Here is an 18,939-nt window from a genome sequence, read left to right on the forward strand (position 1 = left end):
CGAGATGCGCGTTTCGAGGGTCACGGTGGCGGATGTCGGCTTCGTGGCGGATTTCTCCGGCGCGCTGTTCTGGGAACAGCAAAGCCTGCTCGTGGTGTCCGACCTGCATTTGGAAAAGGGCTCGAGCTTCGCTTCCTGCGGCGTGCTGCTGCCGCCCTACGACACGGTCGCGACGCTGAGCCGGCTCGCCGCCGTGATCGCGCGGCACGATCCGCGGCAAGTCATCGCGCTTGGCGACAGTTTTCACGATCGCAATGCGCATGAGCGGCTGTCGGAACCGGATCGCGAGGCGCTCGCGGCGCTGCAGGTGCGGCGCAACTGGATCTGGATCTCGGGCAACCACGATCCGGCGCTGCCGTCCGATCTCGGCGGGGTGGTCGCAACCGAAGTCGCGATCGGCCCGATCGTTTTCCGCCATGAGCCGACGGGCGCGAGCGGCGAGATCGCCGGCCACTTGCACCCCAAGGCCCGGGTGCCGACCCGCGGCCGTTCGATCGAGCGGCGTTGTTTCGCCTCCGACGGCGAGCGCGCGGTGATGCCGGCGTTCGGCGCCTACACCGGCGGCCTGAGCATCCGCGACGCGGCGTTCGCCAGGATCTTTGGATCGCCTGGCTTCATGGCCCACGTGCTTGGCGACAACCGCGTGCATGCGTTCGTGGCGTCACGGTGTTATTAGGCCGTCTATCCCCGTCATCCTGAGAGCTTGTGAGGTTTTTGCCTGTTTGGGGCGAGGCTGGGCTGGTTGTCGGTCGATGATGGAGTTTGAGTTGACTGATTAGTTCGCTTTTACGCGGCGCGGAGGCGGATACCTTGCAAGATGTTGTTGGTGAGGGCGAACCAGAGCACGACGGCGCGGACCTTTTCGATGCCGCGCACGGTCAATTGCCGCAGGTCCCAGTTGCGCCAGCGGGCATGGATGCACTCGCAGGTCGAGCGGGTTTTGTATCGGGCCTTGCCTGCCTCGCTTGCCATCCGTGCGCGCCAAGCCAACACACCCGGACCGTCGCCGCGTCGCGGCAGGCACGGGTCTGTGCCATGCTTGGATTGCGTGGGCGGACAAAACACCTCGACACCTTCGGCATGCGCCCATTCGATGTCCTCGGCGCTGCCAAAGCCGCCGTCGACGAGATGGCGCTTGGGTAGACCGCCGGGGCGCGTACGCTGCTGCTCCAGCATCGGCCGCATCAAGCCGCGATCGGACCCGATGCTGGTAACGTTGAGCCCGGTCACGATCTGCTCGCCGGCCGCACTCGTCACCTGCACGTTGTAAGCGGGGCGGAAGCCGCCGCCGGCCATCTTCATGACCCGTGCATCGGCGTCCGTCGTGGAGGCCCGCGGCTCTTTCGGCTTCTTGCCATTGCCACGCTTTTCTTCACGCTCTTTGCGCCGTTGCTTGATCTCGGCGAGCGCCGTCTGCGCCGCTTTCAGGCGGCCCTGGCGCTCACGCGCAGCCCGCTCTCGAGCGGCCCGAATGCGCTGATTGCTGGCATCCGAGCGTGCTTCAACCTCTCCTTTGAGGTCTTCAACCACCGCCTCAGCCTGTGCCAGATGCTTGTCCAGCGTCGCCTCGCGCCGGAATGAGGCGGCCCCGGCGCTGGCGCGGACCCGTACGCCGTCCTGGGCCAGGGTCTCCAGATCGACCAGGCCGGCCTTCGCCAGCGCCGCCAAATGCTCGCAAAGCAACCGGTCGAGCAGATCGGCGCAGCCCACCCGGAAGTCCGCCAACATGTGATAGTTCACCGATACCCCGCCGCACAGCCAGCGGTAGGCGTCGTGGCTCTCGCAAAGGCGCTCCAGGGCACGCGCGCTGCCGACGCCCTCGCTGGTGGCTGAGAGCCACAGCGCCAGCAAAAGCCGCGGCGATGTCGCGGGGTGACCGGGGCGATCGCCGCGAGCCTTGATCCGGTCCTCCAGATCGCTCAGATCGAGCCCTTCGACATAAGACCAGATCAGGCGCACCGGATGGTCTTCCCCGATCAGACTCTCGATATCCACCGCACGCAACGCGATCTGGTCGCGTTGCGGCTCGCGCAGCCGCGGCGCCCCGCGCGCTGTCGCTTCAGCCGGCGGCTTTGCCTGCTCCGGCAAATCCCCAAACAGCTCATCGGCAGCCATCGTCGCCTCCCGCGATTCATCGTCGCCAGACAACCACATCGCACAACAATCCGGACAAATTTGCTCGGCTCCCCGCAAAAAAATCACATCCTGTGAGGTGCGAGCGGAGCGAGCCTCGAAGGATGTACGGCCACCGCCCGGGCCGTTCATCCTTCGAGGCTCGCCGAAGAGGCTCGCACCTCAGGATGACGGGATGCGGAGCGTTGCCGCGACCTACGCCGCCTTCGCCTGCACGCTTTCGCAATACTCCGCGAGCCTGTCGGCCAGCCGCAATGTCGCGGGGCTGGCCTCGGGGGCTGCGACAAGCGCGACCTCGGTCCGCTCGATCGGGGCAAAGCCGTCCTTCGCGGTGAGCACGCGATGCTCGGCCTGGATCGACATCTCCGACAGGATGCTGAGCCCGAGGCCGGCGGCGACCGCGGCCTGGATGCCGGCGAGGCTGGAGGAGGTGTACGCCATGTGCCAGTTGCGGCCGGCGCTCTCCAGCGCGTGGATGGCGCGGGCGCGATACAGACAGCCGGAGGCGAAGCCGATCAGCGGCACCGAGCCGGCCGTGATGTCGCGCGGATGGCTCTTGCTAGTGACCCAGTGGACGCGTTCCGGCCACACCGCGATGCCGCCCTTCTCATCGGCGGCGCGCTTGATCAGCGCGAGATCGAGATCGCCGCGCTCCAGATCGCGATACAGGAACAGGCTCTGGCCGGAGCGCACGTCGAGCCGCAAATTCGGATGGCTGCGCGAGAAGGTCGCGAGCAATTTTGTCAGCCGATATGCGGCAAAATCCTCGGTGATGCCGATCCGGATCGCGCCTTCGCTGCCGGGGCGCGACACCACGTCACGCGCCTCTTCGGCGAGCGACAGCAGCCGCCGCGCATAGGTCAACAGCCGCTCGCCGGCTTCCGTCGGGGTGACATCCTTGCCGCTGCGAATCAGCAAGGGCTGGCCGACGTCCTCCTCCAGCCGCTTGATCTGCTGACTGACAGTCGATTGCGTGCGGTGAACGCGCTCGCCGGCGCGGGTGAAGCCGCCGGCATCGACCACCGAGACGAAACTGCGCAGCAGCTCCAGGTCGAGCATCGCAGCCTCCATTAAGAAATCCACTGAATGTCAGTTTATCATTTAATTTCCAAATATCAAGGCGCGGGCCTAGATCATGGGCGAAGGAGAAATTCCCATGTCCGCCGCAACCTCGTTGGCCGCCCCCCGCGCCCGCTTCAATACCCTGCCGCTGCTGATCGCGCTGTTTTGCCTGCTCTGGAGCTACGCCTTCGTGGCCGGCAAGATCGGCGTCACCGACTGCCCGCCGCTGATCCTGCTCGCTGCGCGGTTTTCGCTCGCCGGCGTCCTGATCCTTGCCGTCTCCTGGCTGCGCAGCGACAGATGGGATCTCACCTGGCGCGACGCGGCGGTGTTTGCCGTGATCGGCGTCGCCAACAACGCGCTCTATCTCGGGCTCGGCTATACCGGCCTGAAGACGGTCTCCGCCGGGCTCGGCGCGCTGATCGTCTCGGCCAATCCGGTATTCACCGCCATGCTGGCGGCGATGTTCCTCGGCGAGAGCATGACCTTGCGCAAGGTCGTGGGCCTCGTGCTCGGCATCGTCGGTGTCGCCTTCATCGTCTGGCATCGCTTGAAGGTCGGCACCGACAGTCCGCACGGCATCCTGTTCACCTTGGCCTCGCTCGCCTCGATCGTCGCCGGTACCATGTTGTTCAAGCTGCTGGCGCCGAAGGGCAGCCTGTGGATCGGCAACGGCATCCAGAACATCGCCGGCGGGCTCGCGGTGATGCCGTTCGCCTTCACGCTCTCCAACATCAGTGACATCGTGCCGAGCATGCGGCTCGCCGGCGCCTTCGCCTACCTGGTGCTCGGCGGCTCGATCCTCGCCTATCTGCTCTGGTTTCACCTTCTGAAGGTGTGTGGTGCGACCGCCGCCAGCGCCTATCACTTCCTGATGCCGCCGCTCGGCATGCTGTTCGCCTACCTCGTGCTCGGCGAGCATATCGAATTTCGCGATCTGCTCGGCATCGTTCCGGTCGCGCTCGGCATCTACCTAGTGACCCGCCCCGCCGCCGCGCCCAAGAGGAGCGTGACGTGAGCATCACCACGCTACGGCCATAGAGCCACAGGTTTCATCGGAGGAACCCCGCGGTATCCGGTTCGTTGTCGCGACGGCCGGAACCGCATGACACACAAGACCTCGCAAAAACATGACGGCAAGTCGGGCAGCGCGCCGACAGAGCAGGCCCCGCGCCAGCCGTTCAGCGTCCGCAATGTCCTGAAGGCGCTTGGCCCCGGTTTGATCACTGGGGCCTCCGACGACGACCCGTCGGGGATCGGCACCTACAGCCAGGCCGGCGCGCAACTCGGCTACGGCATCGGCTGGACCATGCTGCTGACTTTCCCGCTGATGACCGCGATCCAGGAGATTTCCGCGCGGGTCGGCCGCGTCACCGGGCACGGCATATCGGGCAATGTCTGCCGGCATTATCCGAGTTGGCTCCTGGTCGTCGTGGTGACGCTGCTGTCGATCGCCAATACCGTCAACATCGCCGCGGACCTCTCGGCCATGGCGGATGCGACAAAGCTCCTGATCGGCGGTCCGGCCATCCTCTACGTCGTGCTGTTCGGTGTGGCGTCGGTGGCTGCCCAGATCTTCATGAACTACCGGCGCTACGTTGCCGTGCTGAAATGGCTGACGCTCTCGCTGTTCGCCTATGTCGCGGCGCTCGCCTTTGCCAAGGTGTCGTGGACAGAGGCCTTGGCCGGCGTGCTGCTGCCGCGCATCACCTGGAGCGCGGACTATTTCACCACCATTGTCGCGATCCTCGGCACCACGATCTCGCCCTACCTGTTCTTCTGGCAGGCCTCGCAGGAGGCCGAGGAGCAGCGGATCGATGCCAGCAAGCATCCGCTGATCGAGCGGCACTATGGCGCGCAGCGCGAATTCTCGCGCATCCGCGCCGATACCATCACCGGCATGGCGTTCTCCAACCTGATCGCGCTGTCGATCATCGTCACCGCCGCCGCATCGCTGCATGCCGCCGGCAAGACCGATATCCAGACCTCGGCGCAAGCCGCCGAGGCATTGCGCCCGATCGCAGGACCCTTTGCCGAGGTGATCTTCGCGCTCGGCATCGTCGGCACCGGCCTGCTGGCGATCCCGGTGCTTGCCGGCGCAACGGCCTACGCGGTCGGCGAAGGACGGCGGTGGTCTGTCGGGCTGGCACGCAAGCCGAAGGAGGCAATCGCATTCTATTCGGTGCTGGCGCTGTCGGGCGGCATCGGCATCGCGCTCAACTTCACCCCGATCGATCCGATCTCGGCGCTGTACTGGAGCGCGGTCGTCAACGGCGTGCTCGCGGTGCCCGTGATGGTGCTGCTGATGTTCATGGCCCGCCACAAGCCGGTGATGGGACGCTTCGTGATCGGCGGGTGGCTCTACTGGCTCGGCTGGCTCTCGACCGCTGCGATGGCGCTCAGCGTGATCGCGATGGGCGTCGGGCTGCTCCTATGATCCCCGCGGTCAGAACAGCGAGGGATCGATCTTGGTCGTCGATTTGACCTTCCGCAGGATGATGGTGGTGCGGTAGCTCGCGATATCGGTGTCGCGCTGCATGAGGCGGTCGAGGATGAACGATTGATAACGCGCGAGGTCGGAAGACACGACACGGAGCGAGTAATCCCAATCGCCGGCAATCATGCAGCATTCGACCACCTCCGGAAGGCCGGTCACCTTCTTCTCGAAGCGCTCGAAGGATTCCCTGGTCTGCTGCTTGAGGCGGACCTCGACGATCACGTCGAACCCGAGCCCGATCTTGGCTGGGTCCACCAGTGCCACATAGGAGCGGATGACGCCGGCCTCTTCGAGTGTCCGGACGCGTCGCATGCAGGGGGCGGACGAGAGGCCGATCTGCTCGGCCAGTTCGAGATTGGTGATGCGCCCTTCGACCTGCAGCACGTCGAGGATTTTCCGGTCGATCTCGTCCAGCACGATCGTGGTTCCCATTTCTTTCGCATTTACCTCATCTGACGCAATTAATTGCAATTGGCGGCCAAATGCATCCCAAAACGCAATGCCATTGCGACAGTGTCCGCATAGGATGCCCTGCGAGAACCTGAAATCGCGGCGATTCACCAAAGGGAACGCGCATGGCCGGAAATGACGACAAATCCTTCTGGGATCGCGCGCGGCGTCACCTCATCCGTTATGGCGGAACGTTCGCTCCTGTGATCATCGAGCGCGCCTCCGGATCCTTCGTCTATGACGCCGACGGCCGCGCCATCCTCGACTTCACGTCCGGCCAGATGAGCGCCGTGCTTGGTCATGGTCACCCCGAGATCGTGCGGACGATCAGCGAGCATGCCGAACGGCTCGATCATCTGTTCAGCGGCATGCTCACGCGCCCGGTCGTCTCGCTGGCCGAACAGCTCGCGGAGCTGCTGCCGCCGGGGCTCGATCGCGTCATGCTGCTGAGCACGGGGGCTGAGTCGAACGAGGCGGCCATCAAGATGGCCAAGCTGTTCACCGGCGGCTTCGAGACCGTTGCGTTCGCGCAGTCCTGGCACGGAATGACGTCGGGTGCGGCCGCGACGACCTATTCGGCTGGCCGCAAGGGCTATGGTCCAGCGCCCGTCGGCTCGCTCGCGATCCCGACGCCGAATCCCTATCGTCCCCGCTTCGGCAATGCGGACGATTGGCGGGCCGAGCTCGCCTACGCCTTCGATCTCGTCGACCGCCAGTCGACCGGATCGCTGGCGTGCATGATCGCCGAGCCGATCCTGAGTTCCGGCGGGCTGATCGATTTGCCGGAGGGTTACCTCGCGGAATTGAAGAAGTTGTGCCGCGAGCGGGGCATGCTGCTGATCGTCGACGAGGCACAGACCGGTCTCGGCCGAACCGGCGCGATGTTCGCCTTCGAGCGCGACCGCGCCGTGCCTGATATCCTCACTTTGTCGAAGACGCTCGGCGCCGGCCTGCCTTTGGCCGCGGTCATCACGTCAGCCGAAATCGAGGAGCGATGTCACGAGCGCGGCTTCCTGTTCTACACGACGCATGTGTCGGACCCGATGCCGGCTGCGGTCGGGCTGAAGGTCATCGAGATCATCCTGCGCGACAGACTGGTCGAGCGCGCCAGGATAGCGGGTGCGCGGTTGAGGGAAGGGCTGCTCGCCCTGCAGAACCGGTTCGAATGCATCGGTGACGTACGCGGCAGAGGGCTGATGCAGGGCATCGAGATCGTGCGCGACCGCCACAGCAAGGAGCCCGACGAAGCGCTCGGAACGCTTGTTTCGCAGCGCTGCATGGAGCTCGGACTGAGCACCAACATCGTGCAGTTGCCCGGCATGGGGAGCGTGTTCCGCATCGCTCCGCCGCTCACGATCAGCGACGACGAGATCGATCTTGGTCTTTCGATCCTGAGCGATGCGTTCGAAAGCGCGTTGCAGCGCAAGGATGCTTGAAAGACTGGCAGATCAGTCTTTGCGGAACACGATCGAGGCCATCCAGCCGGTCATCAGCGCCATGAACGCGGTGACGAGGCCGTAGACCAGGCCGTTCTGCCGCGCGGTGGTGGCGACGAACTGCTCGAAGCCGACCTTGACGATCTCGAACGCGGTCTCGGTCTTGGTCACCAGCGCGCCGTCGGCAAACAGCTTGATCTCGACATTGTAGGTGCCGATCGGCACCTCCGCCGGCAGCGGGATGCCGGTGCGGAACAGGGTCGGGGTCAGGAACGTCACCGCCGATGTCGCCTCGCGGTAGAGCCCGTGCTCGGAGCGCAGGCGAACGAAGGCGCTGCGGAAGGCATCGTTGGGCACCACGTCGGCATAGTCGGGCCCGACCCGCTGCATCAAGAGCACGTTGTTGAGCCCGAGCTGTTGACGCCGCTGCACCTCCGGCGAGGCGATCTGGTCGAACGGACGGTTGGAGAACAGCGCGAGATAGCCCGGCACCTGCAGGAACTGCCGCGAATCGGTGTTGATCCAGATCCCGAATTTGCGCTCCTTGCGCCGCGTGACCATGTCGGCGCGCGGGCCGGAGACCGTGACGACGAGATCGTAATTGCCGCGATTGGGCGGCGTCTTGTCGTCCTTTTCGACCGAGCCGAACAGCACCAGCTCGCCGCCGGAATAATTCGGCGTCACCGTGACGCGGTGGTTGGAGACCGACACGATCAGCCGCTCGGCATGCGCAGGCGCGGCCGCCAGCATTGCGGTCACGACACCGGCGATGGCGAACAGCGCGCGCGATCTCATGGCGGGCCTCCGCCACTGCTTTCGCGGATGGTGAAGAGATCCTGCGGCCGGATCACCAGCTCGACTGCAAAGCGGATGCCGACCGCGAGCACCAGCAGGCCGAGCAGCAGGCGCAGATGCTCGCCGCGGATCTTCTGGCCGGCGCGGGCGCCGAACTGCGCGCCGGTGACGCCGCCGATCATCAGGATCAGCGCCAGCACGGCGTCGACCAGATGGTTGGTCGCCGCGTGCAGCAGGGTCGCGAACACCATGGTGACGAGGGTGAGCACCATCGAGGTGCCGATCACGGTCGAGGTCGGCACCCGCAGCAGATAGATCATCAGCGGCACCAGGATGAAGCCGCCGCCGATGCCCATCACCGCGCCGATGAAGCCGATCACGAGCCCGACCACGACCACCGGGATGACGGAAAGGTAGATCTTGGAGCGCTTGAAGCGCAGCTTCAGCGGCAGGCCGTGGATCCAGCCATGGCTGCCGGGCTTGCGCAGCGTGACCGGACCGCCGCGGCGAGCGCGCAGCATCGCGCGCAGGCCTTCCCAGAACATCAGCCCGCCGACCGTCGTCAGCAGGATGACGTAGGACAGTGCGATCATCAGGTCGAGCTGGCCGAGCGAGCGCAGGAAGGTGAAGGTCCACACCCCAAGCGCGGTGCCGATCGTGCCTCCGACCAGCAGGACCGCGGCCAGCAGCGGGTCGATCGCGCGTCTGCGCCAATAGGAGATCGCGCCGGAGAAGGAGGAGGCCGCGATATGGCTTGCAACCGAGGCCACCGCGACCGCGGGCGCGATGCCGACGAAGATCAGAAGCGGCGTCATCAGGAAGCCGCCGCCGATCCCGAACATGCCGGAGACGAATCCAACCGCCGCGCCCATCGCCAGGATGAGGAAGACATTGACCGGAATGTCGGCGATCGGGAGGTACAGCTGCACGCGCGTCGCTTCTTGTCGGTTCGCCGCCAGTTGGGCGCAAGGCCGCATCACGGCGTGATGTCGTTCGGGTCGGGCATTCTCCGGCTGAACGAATCCGGTCAGCGCGCAAGAAGCAGGCGAACGCGGGTCGATTGCCGCATTCTTGCATAACCGAAATCGGCGGGGGGAGGGACTAAAGATTCCGCCCCGGAGAGCATTTTTCGCCGCACGTTGCAGCTCAGCTGCGGACGTGGTTGATAATTCAGATTAATGACGTCCGTGTTGCCTCAGGGCCGATCGACCGGCCTGGTGATCAGGTTCAGCGCGAGCGCTTCCTTCGGGCTCAGCCAGCGGATATCCGAGGTCTGCGACATCGCCTCGACGATCCCTGAGGAGATGCCCATCTTGGTCATGTAGCCCAGCACCATGCCCTGGATGCGTTGCGCCTCGGCGAGGGGATCGCTGACCGGTGCGCTCGTCGTGAAGCGATGCACGCCGAGCCGCGAGCCCGCGATGCCATAACGGGTCTGGCCGCCGGCAAAGACCAGCACACAGGCGCTGGCGCAGGCGGCGGGGCGGAGCTTGCCCGATGCGTCTGATGTGGCGACGGCGGTGACGAGCCCGCGGGTGCGGATAGCCTCGCCCATGATGGCGGCCTGGTTCAGCGCGCCGCCCTGCGACGACAGCAGCACGGCATCGCCAGGTTTGAGACGCGCCTCGCTGAGCCGGTCGCGGAGCCAGCTCGCGCTGGCCGAACCGATCTTGCCGCTGATCGCAAGCGCCCGCCGGCCGCGGCCCGATCCGTCGATGTCGACATCGGGAATCACCGCCGACGTCATGCTCGCCGCGATGTAGGTCTCGCGCCAGAAGTCCCAGGCGCCGGGCGTCGACAAGTCGCGGTAGGCCTGGATGGCGACGCTCGACAGCAGCAGGACAAAGATGATGATGGACCAGAGCGAGAACCGGAAGGCGCGGGGCGGTGACGGCGCGTTGCCTTGCGGCGGCGGAGCGTTGGGACGTGCGGCAAACGGCGACGACCTCTCGCGCGGCGGCGCGACGCGGGGACCGGTCGGCGACGAACGGTGGGCTCCCGCTGCATCATCCTGACGGTCATCGACAGACAAACCGGCTCCTCCGGAACGCGTGCGCTAATGGCGCGGGACTGCGCACCTCTCTACACGGCGGAAGCGCGGAGGTATAGCAGAGCGGCGCCGTCAAGGCGCCGCAGCCGTTTTCAATTCATAGCGTTTTCGAGCGAAGTGGGCACCGGTTCGCGTGAAGAAAACGCGTCAAAACAAGAATCTAGAGCTTCGGTTCTGATTCAATCAGAACCGAAATGCTCTAGCGAGCTGGAGCGGCCAGCGCCGCGGTCCGCTTCGACAGTTGCTTGGCGGGCTTTGCCGCTGCGGGCTGCGCGGGCGCGCTGTCCCAGCCGCCGGCAGGTGCCGGCACGTTCACGGCATCGCTCGGTTGCGGCTCCGGGGTGAAGGTCTGGATCGCGAGCTTCGCTGCGGCGAGCGACTGCGGGTCGAGCCGCTTGGCGATGTCGTCGCGCTTGTGGCCGGCGTCGGCGTCGCCCTGCGCGGCCGCGAGGCTGAACCACTTGAAGGACTCGGCGAGGTTCTGTTCGACGCCGATGCCGCGGGCATAGAGGATGCCGAGATTGACCTGGCTGTCGGCGACACCGCGATCTCCCGCCTTGCGGAACCACTGCGCCGCGCTCTTGTAGTCGGCGCCCTTGCCGCCGCCATCGGCGTCGAGCACGGCGAGGTTATGCATCGCCTTGGCGCTGCCGCGCTCGGCGGCCTGCACGTAGTAGCGCCGCGCCATATCGAAGTCGCGCTTCACGCTGAGGCCCTTCTCGTAGAAGGTGCCGAGCCGGAACATTGCGGGCACCACGCCGGCCTGGGCCGCGCGGCCGTACCATTTGGCGGCCTCGTCGAGATTGGCGGTCACGCCCTTGCCCTCGGCGAAGCGGATGCCGACCTCGTAGGCCGCGGCCGCATCGCCCTTGATCGCGGCCGTGCGCAGCGCCGGCCCGCCGATCGCGTCGGGCAGCTTCTCGCCTGCGGGAATCTGGATCGTGCCGAGCTTGCCGCCAAGCGGCGGCGCAGTCGGAATTGTGCCGGTGATGTCGTTGGCGGCGGCCGGCGTCGCTGGGGTGGGAGCCGCTGACGGCACTGGAGCAGCGGCGGGCGCGGCGGCCTGCGGGATTGTCACCTGCGCGCTATCGAGCGTGTTCGGCGCCGGCGTGTTGTTGGACTGGCGGCCGAGCGGGGTCGGCGAGGTCATCGACGGCCCGGGCAGGCCGGACGGCGCGGCCGGTGCAGGCACCGTGGAATTCTCGGCCGGCGGCTGCAGCGGCACCGGGGGCGCGGCCGGCTCGCTGTGCTCGATCGCCGGCATCTGCGGCGCGGAGCTGGTGTCGAGCAGGTTCATCGCCATCTTGGCGGTGGAGAGCAGGATCACGACCACGCTCGCGCCGACCAGCAGCGAGCGGATCTTCGAGGTAATGGTCGACGGCTGGGCCTCCGGCGCGCCGGTCGCAGGTGCACCGGCCTTTCCGGCAGCGGCCTTCGCGGCCTTGTCGGCCTTCTCCTTCTTGGCTGCAGCCTTGCTCGCGGCGCGCGCCGCCTTCTCGTTGACGGGTTGCACGGCGGCGGCCTGCGCGGCGCGGCGCGCGGCGGCGATGAAGCTCGATGTCGAGACCGGCTCCTTCTTGCCGGCCGGAAGATCAGAGATCGCGCGCTCGGAATCGGCGATCCGCTCCGACGGCGACGACATGCGGCCCGAGGGGCGCGTGCCGGGCTCGAGCGGATGATCCGGCGGCAGTTCCGGTGCGATCGCAGCGCGTGCGGACGCCGCGTGCGGTTCGAGGATCTCGCTGATCGCGCGCGGCGGCAGCGGCGGCGGCGCGGGCTCGACCGGCTGCGCGGCATGGAATTCGCGCGGCGCGGACATGAAGTGCTCCTGCGCCTGCGCCGGATTCGGCAATTCGGGCCTGTAAGCTTCAGGCTGATACGTTTCAGGCTTGTAGGTCTCGGGCCTGTATGTTTCAGGCTTGGGCTGCGGCATCGCCGCGCGCGGCATCTCCATCCGCGGCGCTTCCATCCGCGGTTCGGCCGGCGCGGGGGCGGGCGGCGCTGTGCGGACCGTGCGCAGATCGTTCTCGATCATCGCCAGGCGATCGACGACATGGCCCAGCGTGTTGTGAACGGTCTCCAGCGAATCCTGGGTGCGGCGATCGGTCTCTGACTGGCTGAAGCGGATGTCGGACAGCTCGCGCTTCACCAGGTCGACGATGCCGCTATCCATCATCGGCTGCGGCGAGGCGCCATTGAAGTTGCGGGTGGCATCGGCGAGCGAGGCGATGTGGGCGTGCTGCGCCTCGAGGTGCCGCATGATGTCATGCAGCCCTTCCTCGACCCGGCCGAGATTGCCGGAGCGCTGGTCGGCGGATTCGAGCCGCTCGAGCAGATACGAGACGCGCTGCTCGAGATGGGTGAATGCCGACGAGCTGTCATTGCCGACCTGCAGGCGGTCGATCCGCTCCGACAAAGCGCGCACCGCACCTTCGATGGCATCGCCATTGTCATAGCCGGCCGGCCGCTCGCGGCTTTCCAGCGTCGAGGCCAGCGCGGCAATGCGCTGCTCGATCCCGGCAAAAGCATCGCCGTGGGAGTCGCTGCGCGACATCTGCGACAGCTGGTCGACCTTCGCCGACAGCGCATGCACGTCGGAGGAGAGCTGCAGCAGCGCGTCGTTGGAGGCGACATTGGAGACGATGGCGCGCAGCGCCGCGATCGCGCTCTCGAGCTGATGCACCGTCGACGGATCGTCGTTGGCGCGCAGGATCATGTCGAGCTTGGCGCCGAGATTGCGGATCGCCTCGTCATAACCCGTGAGCTGCTCGGCCGGGGTCAGCGTGCGCAGCGCCTCGCGGATCTCCGACAGCGCGCGTTCGATGCCGGCAATCGCCTGGCTGTGGCCGTTGCTGCTGTCCTGGCGGATCTCGTCGATCCGGTGATGCAGCGAGCGGACCTCGTTCTCGATCGATTCGATCGCCCGGCGCGGCATCGCCTCGGTGATGGCCTGGCGGATCTCCGCCAGCTCGCCGCGGAAGGCCGCGATCGACTGCTCGATATGGTCGGGCCGCTGCAGCGCCTCGATCTGGCTCGTGATCTTGAGCAGATGGCGCTCGAGCGAGGAGAAGTCGGGGCCGGCGGGCGCGGCCGGCGGCGGCGCGTAGGCGGCCATCGGCGGGGCCGATGGCGGCATCGGCGGCGCGCTACGCGGCGGCATCTGCCGTGATGCTGATCCGTCGAGCTCGTTCTGGCGTGCGGCGATTTCCGCGATCGCGGAATCGAACGACGCCGGGCTCAGCGGCGGCGAGGGGCGGTAGACCTGGGCTGCGGCGCGCTCGACCGCCTCGGTCTGGCGCAGCCGCTCCTGCAATTGCCGCTCCTGCAACTGGCGGTCCGGCATCTGCGGCTCGCGCTGCATCTGCGGTTCACGCACCGGCTGGGGCTGCGGCTCGCGCGCCGGCTGCGGCCGCGAGATCTGCGACAGCCGCGCATCGAGGCGCGAGATCGCGTCGTTCAGCTGCCGCGCGACGGCGGGCTGGCCGCGCGGTATTTCGGCGCGCACGGCTTCGCCGCGCGACAATGGTTTTGCGATCTGTTCGATCTGGTGGGTGATGGCGTCGAGCCGCTGATGGATATCGGCGACCTCGCGGCTTTCCCGGCTCGGCATCGGCTGCTGCCGTTGCTCCATGCGCCAATCCGGCGGGCTCGGTTCGCCGACGGTGGAATTGAGCCAGTCGTTCAGCGACATGCCGGCGCGGCGCGCCGCCGCCTCGGCCCTTTCGCGGACGGAGGGATCGATGCCGTCAACACTCCACGATACGCGCGAATTCATGATTCCGTCCGGTCCCGACTCCGGCGCTACACCCGGCGCCCGCAGCCTCCCCGCGCATTCCCGTTAAGAGACAATCGAATTCTGCGCTGGTCGTCTGCTTCAGCTGCTGACTTTTTCCCGTCACGGTAAATAACGGGTTAAGGAATGCGGCCGGCGGGCCTTAAAGTTAGGGAATCCGGGAACCTGTTGCGCCGGATCAGGACAGGGATCTGCGGTGCCGCTCCAACTTCTCTCTTCCCCCTGAAAGGGGGAAGGTCGGGATGGGGGGCAGCCACACACACTGCTGCGTGTGGAGAGAGATGATCCCACCCGCTTTGCTCTTCGAGCAAAGCGACCTCCCCTTTTCAAGGGGAGGTTGGAGACTTGTTTCTAGCCGTTGCTCTCGCGCTTGCCGTCGTCGAGCGGCAGCACATTGCCGCGACCGGAGATCGCCGACAGCGCGTCGAGCGCCTCCTCGCACCACTCGATCACGACGCGCTCGTGGCGCATCCCGATGCGCAAGCCCAGCATCTTGCCGACATCGGCCGGCGGCGCGGTGCCGTCGGGAAAGCGCTTGTTGAGCAGCCGCTCGTAGCGCTCATAGCGGTCGCGGTGATGCTCAAGCCGCGCCATCAGATCGGTGCGCAGCGGCTCGATGTCGACGCAGTCGAGCGCATAGAGCCGGACCAGCAGGTCGTCCTTGATCGACGGCGGAACGCTCGGCCGCGCCGCCCAATGCTTCAGCGCCGCGCGGCCCTCGACCGTCAGGGTGTAGACCAGCTTGTTGGGCTTGCCCGATTGCACCACCTCGCGGCCCTGGACGTGGCCCTTGTCGCGCAGCCGCGAGAGCTCCCGGTAGATCTGCTGATGGTCGGCCTTCCAGAAAAAGCCGATCGAGGCATCGAACGTCTTGGCGAGCTCATAGCCCGTCATCGGACGTTCCGTGAGGCATGCGAGGATTGCGTCACCGAGTGCCAACGCCCACCTCCATCTGAGTTCCCGAAAAGACCGTTCTGAAGTTCGCTTGACTTTATGCGTTACTGTGCATATGCGTCAATATGCATATAGTGATCGGCGTGCCGCCTTGTCGCGCGCGCCGGTGTTCAGGCTTCTTTCAAACCCGCCGCAGGAGACGTCCGAATGAGCAAGCCGGGCCTCGACAAGTGGTACGCCTACATGAAGTCCCACGACACCGCCGCTCTGTGGGATCTGCTGCATCCCGACGCGGTGTTCGAAAGCCCGGTCGTGCACACGCCGCAGCGCGGCCGTGACATCACCTTCAAATATCTCACCAGCGCCGCCAAGGTGCTCGGCGGCCCGACCTTCAGATATCTCGGCGAGTGGCGCAACGACACTGGCGCGGTGCTCGAGTTCGAGAACGAGATCGACGGCATCAAGCTCAACGGCGTCGACATCATCACCTTCGATGCTGACGGCCGGATCACGCATTTCAAGGTGATGGTGCGTCCGCTCAAGGCGATCAACCTGCTGCATCGGCTGATGGGCGAGCAGTTGATGCAGCAAAGCGGCGCAACGTCGCAATCACAGTCTCGATAGGACCTGCCGCGGACCTCCGGAACCGGATAAGGTCCGCTCCAACAAACCAACGACAAAGCTGCGCCAGCGTCAGTCGCACATGCGACCACGGCCAGCCGGGAGACCAGCATGCCAACCTACAAAGCCCCCGTTGAAGACGTCAGCTTTCTGCTGAACGACGTTTTCCAGATCGACCGCTACGGCAATCTTCCCGGCTTCACCGACGCGTCGGCCGATGTGCGCGAGGCGATCCTCGGCGAGGCCGCCAAGCTCAGCGAGGAGGTGCTGCAGCCGCTCAACCGGGTCGGCGATCTCGAGGGCTGCAAGCGCAATGACGACGGCAGCGTCACCACGCCGAAGGGCTTCAAGGACGCCTTCAAGCAGGTCGCCGAAGGCGGCTGGCTCGGCCTGGCGGCGCCGACTGAATTTGGTGGCCAGGGCCTGCCGGTGACGCTCTCGCAGGTGGTCGGCGAATTCCAGATCTCCGCCAACATGGCGTTCTCGATGTATGGCGGTCTCACCATGGGCGCGACCGCGGCGCTGCTGGTGCACGGCACCCCCGAGCAGAAGAAGACCTATGTGCCGAAGATGGTCGCCGGCGAATGGACCGGCACCATGAACCTGACCGAGCCGCAGTGCGGCACCGATCTCGGCCTGCTCCGCACCAAGGCGGTGCGCCAGGCCGACGGCAGCTTCAAGATCACGGGCACCAAGATCTTCATTTCCGCCGGCGAGCACGATCTCACCGAGAACATCATTCATCTGGTGCTTGCTCGCGTCGAGGGCGCGCCGGCCGGCATCAAGGGTGTGTCGCTGTTCGTGGTGCCGAAGGTGCTGGTCAATGCCGACGGCTCGCTCGGACAGCGCAACGGCGTCACCTGCGGCTCGATCGAGCACAAGATGGGCATCCACGGCAATTCCACCTGTGTGATGAACTACGACAACGCCACCGGCTGGCTGATCGGCGAAGAGAACAAGGGCATGCAGGGCATGTTCGTGATGATGAACGAGGCCCGCCTCGGCGTCGCGGTGCAGGGCCTCGCGCAGTCCGAAGTCGCCTATCAGAACGCGGTTGCCTATGCACGCGAGCGCCTGCAGGGCCGCTCGCTGACCGGCGTCAAGGCGGCCGACAAGGCGGCCGACCCGATCATCGTGCATCCCGACGTGCGCCGGACCCTACTCACCATCCGCGCCTTCAACGAGGCGGCGCGCGCCATGGTGGTGTGGACCGCGCTGAAGAGCGACGTCGCGCACCGCTCCAACGATCCGAAAGACCGTCAGGCGGCCGACGATCACATGGGCCTGATGACGCCGGTGCTGAAGGGCGTGCTGACCGACACAGGGTTTGCCAACACCGTCTCTGCGCAGCAGATGTTCGGCGGCCACGGCTATATCGCCGAGCATGGCATGGAGCAGTTCGTGCGCGATGCGCGGATCGCGATGATCTATGAGGGCGCCAACGGCATCCAGGCGCTCGACCTGGTCGGCCGCAAGCTGCCGCGCGACGGCGGCCGCGCCGCGATGGCGTTCTTCGGCGAGGTCGCAGCCTTCGCCAAGGAGCATGGCGGCGATGAGGCGATGAAGCCGTTCGTTGCTCCGCTTTCCACCGCGCTCGGTCATCTGCAGCAGGCCACCGGCTGGCTGATGCAGAACGCGCTGGCCAAGCCCGACAATGCCGGCGCCGCCGCGACCGACTACATGAAATTGTTCGGCCTGGTCGCGCTCGGCTACATGTGGGCGAAGATGGCCAAGGTGGCGCAGGACAAGATCGCCGCCGGCACCACGCCCTACCTCAACACCAAGCTGGTCACCGGTCGCTTCTTCATGGAGCGGCTGCTGCCGGAGACCGCGGTGCATCTGGCGCGGATCCAGAGCGGCAGCGCCACCACGATGGAACTGGCCGCGGATGCGTTCTGAAAAATTGCCGCCGCACCCCCGTGCGGCGGCGCTTCCTTCCGTTATATATTATGATCCTCATATCAAGGAGGGCGTCATGCCTGAGGCATACATCTACGATCACGTTCGTACCCCGCGCGGCCGCGGCAAGGCCGATGGCGCGCTCCACGAGGTCACCGCGCTGGCGCTCGCCACGGCGCCGCTGACGGCACTCAAAGCGCGCAACAATCTTCCCGAAAACTCCGTCGACGACGTCGTGCTCGGCGTGGTCGATCCGGTCGGCGAGGCCGGTTCCGACATCGCCCGTTTCGCTGCGCTGAAGGCCGGTCTCGGCGAGAAGGTGCCGGGCGTGCAGATCAGCCGGTTCTGCGCCTCCGGCCTCGATGCCGTGAACTTCGCCGCGGCCCAGATCATGAGCGGCCAGCATGAGCTCGTGATCGGCGGCGGCGCGGAATCGATGAGCCGCGTCGGCATCGGCGCCTCCGGCGGCGCCTGGCCGATGGATCCCTCGATGGCGGTGCCGGCCTATTTCATGCCGCAGGGCATCTCGGCCGATCTGATCGCGACCAAATACGGTTTTTCGCGCGATGATGTCGACGCCTATGCGGTCCAGAGCCAGCAGCGCGCGGCCAAGGCCTGGGACGAGGGCCGCTTCAAGAACTCGGTGGTCCCGGTCAAGGACGTCAACGGCCTGACCATCCTCGCCAAGGACGAGCACATGCGCCCGACCACGACGATGCAGTCGCTGGCGCAGTTGCAGCCGTCCTTCGCGGCGCTGGCGGCGATGGCCGGCTTCGACGCGGTGGCGATCCAGTCGCATCCCGAAGTCGAGAAGGTCAATTACGTGCATCACGCCGGCAACTCCTCCGGCATCGTCGATGGCGCCGGCGCGGTGCTGCTCGGCAGCAAGGAGGCGGGCGCAAAGCACGGCCTGAAGCCGCGGGCAAAAATCCGGGCCTTCGCCAATATCGGCTCGGAGCCCGCGATGATGCTGACCGGTCCGGTCGACGTCACCGAAAAGCTGTTCGAGCGCTCCGGCATGAAGAAGTCGGACATCGACCTGTTCGAGCTCAACGAGGCCTTCGCCTCGGTGGTGCTGCGCTACATCCAGGCCTTCGACATCGACAACGCCAGGATCAACGTCAATGGCGGCGCGATCGCGCTCGGCCATCCGCTCGGGGCGACCGGCGCGATGATCCTCGGCACCGTGCTCGACGAGCTCGAGCGCACCAACAAGGAAACGGCGCTGGTGACGCTGTGCATCGGCGGCGGCATGGGCACTGCTACCATCATCGAGCGGGTGTAACGGCCGTCGGTCGTAGGGCGGGTT

15 protein-coding genes are annotated in these 18,939 nt (G+C 66.3%); 7 read left to right on the forward strand and 8 right to left on the reverse strand.

Annotated elements, in window-relative coordinates; translation table 11 throughout:
- The first annotated feature begins 4 nt into the window (after positions 1-4).
- Positions 5-676, forward strand: coding sequence for a ligase-associated DNA damage response endonuclease PdeM (gene pdeM, locus HAP48_RS19400; RefSeq protein ID WP_166211247.1), 672 nt, complete (start codon positions 5-7; stop codon positions 674-676).
- 110 nt (positions 677-786) lie between these two features.
- Here the strand turns inward: pdeM and HAP48_RS19405 are convergent, their stop codons facing one another.
- On the reverse strand, positions 787-2,115 hold the full coding sequence (locus tag HAP48_RS19405; RefSeq protein ID WP_166211244.1) for an IS1182 family transposase: 1,329 nt from the start codon (positions 2,113-2,115) through the stop codon (positions 787-789).
- A 213-nt stretch (positions 2,116-2,328) separates the two neighbouring features.
- Positions 2,329-3,192, reverse strand: coding sequence for a LysR family transcriptional regulator (locus HAP48_RS19410; RefSeq protein ID WP_166211241.1), 864 nt, complete (start codon positions 3,190-3,192; stop codon positions 2,329-2,331).
- Between the two features lie 97 nt (positions 3,193-3,289).
- Between HAP48_RS19410 and HAP48_RS19415 the strand changes: the two genes are divergently transcribed.
- On the forward strand, positions 3,290-4,213 hold the full coding sequence (locus HAP48_RS19415; RefSeq protein ID WP_166211238.1) for a DMT family transporter: 924 nt from the start codon (positions 3,290-3,292) through the stop codon (positions 4,211-4,213).
- Positions 4,214-4,300: 87 nt separating this feature from the next.
- Positions 4,301-5,632: an NRAMP family divalent metal transporter gene (locus HAP48_RS19420; RefSeq protein ID WP_166211235.1), complete on the forward strand. Its 1,332-nt coding sequence runs from the start codon at positions 4,301-4,303 to the stop codon at positions 5,630-5,632.
- A gap of 9 nt (positions 5,633-5,641) precedes the next feature.
- Here HAP48_RS19420 and HAP48_RS19425 read toward each other — a convergent pair whose 3' ends face one another.
- Complete coding sequence (locus HAP48_RS19425; RefSeq protein WP_166211232.1) at positions 5,642-6,124, reverse strand: Lrp/AsnC family transcriptional regulator; 483 nt, start codon at positions 6,122-6,124, stop codon at positions 5,642-5,644.
- Positions 6,125-6,267: 143 nt separating this feature from the next.
- Between HAP48_RS19425 and HAP48_RS19430 the strand changes: the two genes are divergently transcribed.
- The gene (locus HAP48_RS19430) at positions 6,268-7,578 is read left to right on the forward strand and encodes an aspartate aminotransferase family protein (RefSeq protein ID WP_166211229.1); all 1,311 of its coding nucleotides are present in this window, start codon (positions 6,268-6,270) and stop codon (positions 7,576-7,578) included.
- Between the two features lie 12 nt (positions 7,579-7,590).
- Here the strand turns inward: HAP48_RS19430 and HAP48_RS19435 are convergent, their stop codons facing one another.
- From HAP48_RS19435 to HAP48_RS19455, 5 genes are all read right to left on the reverse strand, one after another.
- Entirely contained in the window at positions 7,591-8,328 is a 738-nt protein-coding gene (locus HAP48_RS19435) for a TIGR02186 family protein (RefSeq protein ID WP_420869903.1), read from the reverse strand.
- A 41-nt stretch (positions 8,329-8,369) separates the two neighbouring features.
- Positions 8,370-9,302, reverse strand: a complete 933-nt coding sequence (locus HAP48_RS19440; RefSeq protein ID WP_166211223.1) for a sulfite exporter TauE/SafE family protein — start codon at positions 9,300-9,302, stop codon at positions 8,370-8,372.
- 266 nt (positions 9,303-9,568) lie between these two features.
- On the reverse strand, positions 9,569-10,405 hold the full coding sequence (locus HAP48_RS19445) for a COG3904 family protein (RefSeq protein ID WP_166211220.1): 837 nt from the start codon (positions 10,403-10,405) through the stop codon (positions 9,569-9,571).
- A gap of 217 nt (positions 10,406-10,622) precedes the next feature.
- Positions 10,623-14,198 carry a tetratricopeptide repeat protein gene (locus tag HAP48_RS19450; RefSeq protein ID WP_166211217.1) on the reverse strand — a complete coding sequence of 1,192 codons (3,576 nt, stop codon included), beginning with the start codon at positions 14,196-14,198 and terminating at the stop codon, positions 10,623-10,625.
- Between the two features lie 369 nt (positions 14,199-14,567).
- Positions 14,568-15,155, reverse strand: a complete 588-nt coding sequence (locus HAP48_RS19455) for a PadR family transcriptional regulator (RefSeq protein WP_166211214.1) — start codon at positions 15,153-15,155, stop codon at positions 14,568-14,570.
- 162 nt (positions 15,156-15,317) lie between these two features.
- Between HAP48_RS19455 and HAP48_RS19460 the strand changes: the two genes are divergently transcribed.
- From HAP48_RS19460 to HAP48_RS19470, 3 genes are all read left to right on the forward strand, one after another.
- Positions 15,318-15,734: a nuclear transport factor 2 family protein gene (locus HAP48_RS19460; RefSeq protein WP_166211210.1), complete on the forward strand. Its 417-nt coding sequence runs from the start codon at positions 15,318-15,320 to the stop codon at positions 15,732-15,734.
- A 108-nt stretch (positions 15,735-15,842) separates the two neighbouring features.
- Positions 15,843-17,630, forward strand: coding sequence for an acyl-CoA dehydrogenase C-terminal domain-containing protein (locus tag HAP48_RS19465; RefSeq protein ID WP_166211207.1), 1,788 nt, complete (start codon positions 15,843-15,845; stop codon positions 17,628-17,630).
- 76 nt (positions 17,631-17,706) lie between these two features.
- Positions 17,707-18,915 carry an acetyl-CoA C-acetyltransferase gene (locus HAP48_RS19470; RefSeq protein WP_166211204.1) on the forward strand — a complete coding sequence of 403 codons (1,209 nt, stop codon included), beginning with the start codon at positions 17,707-17,709 and terminating at the stop codon, positions 18,913-18,915.
- Positions 18,916-18,939: the final 24 nt, after the last annotated feature.

It is taken from the genome of Bradyrhizobium septentrionale (genome assembly GCF_011516645.4).
In the GTDB taxonomy this organism is placed as follows: domain Bacteria; phylum Pseudomonadota; class Alphaproteobacteria; order Rhizobiales; family Xanthobacteraceae; genus Bradyrhizobium; species Bradyrhizobium septentrionale.

Excerpts from the sequence above, each read along its gene's own strand:
- pdeM (WP_166211247.1), top strand. The coding sequence starts at position 5 with ATGCGCGTTTCGAGGGTCACGGTGGCGGATGTCGGCTTCGTGGCGGAT.
- HAP48_RS19435 (WP_420869903.1), bottom strand. The coding sequence starts at position 8,328 with ATGCTGGCGGCCGCGCCTGCGCATGCCGAGCGGCTGATCGTGTCGGTC.
- HAP48_RS19450 (WP_166211217.1), bottom strand. The coding sequence starts at position 14,198 with ATGAATTCGCGCGTATCGTGGAGTGTTGACGGCATCGATCCCTCCGTC.
- HAP48_RS19410 (WP_166211241.1), bottom strand. The coding sequence starts at position 3,192 with ATGCTCGACCTGGAGCTGCTGCGCAGTTTCGTCTCGGTGGTCGATGCC.
- HAP48_RS19420 (WP_166211235.1), top strand. The coding sequence starts at position 4,301 with ATGACACACAAGACCTCGCAAAAACATGACGGCAAGTCGGGCAGCGCG.
- HAP48_RS19470 (WP_166211204.1), top strand. The coding sequence starts at position 17,707 with ATGCCTGAGGCATACATCTACGATCACGTTCGTACCCCGCGCGGCCGC.
- HAP48_RS19405 (WP_166211244.1), bottom strand. The coding sequence starts at position 2,115 with ATGGCTGCCGATGAGCTGTTTGGGGATTTGCCGGAGCAGGCAAAGCCG.
- HAP48_RS19415 (WP_166211238.1), top strand. The coding sequence starts at position 3,290 with ATGTCCGCCGCAACCTCGTTGGCCGCCCCCCGCGCCCGCTTCAATACC.
- HAP48_RS19430 (WP_166211229.1), top strand. The coding sequence starts at position 6,268 with ATGGCCGGAAATGACGACAAATCCTTCTGGGATCGCGCGCGGCGTCAC.
- HAP48_RS19460 (WP_166211210.1), top strand. The coding sequence starts at position 15,318 with ATGAGCAAGCCGGGCCTCGACAAGTGGTACGCCTACATGAAGTCCCAC.
- HAP48_RS19425 (WP_166211232.1), bottom strand. The coding sequence starts at position 6,124 with ATGGGAACCACGATCGTGCTGGACGAGATCGACCGGAAAATCCTCGAC.
- HAP48_RS19465 (WP_166211207.1), top strand. The coding sequence starts at position 15,843 with ATGCCAACCTACAAAGCCCCCGTTGAAGACGTCAGCTTTCTGCTGAAC.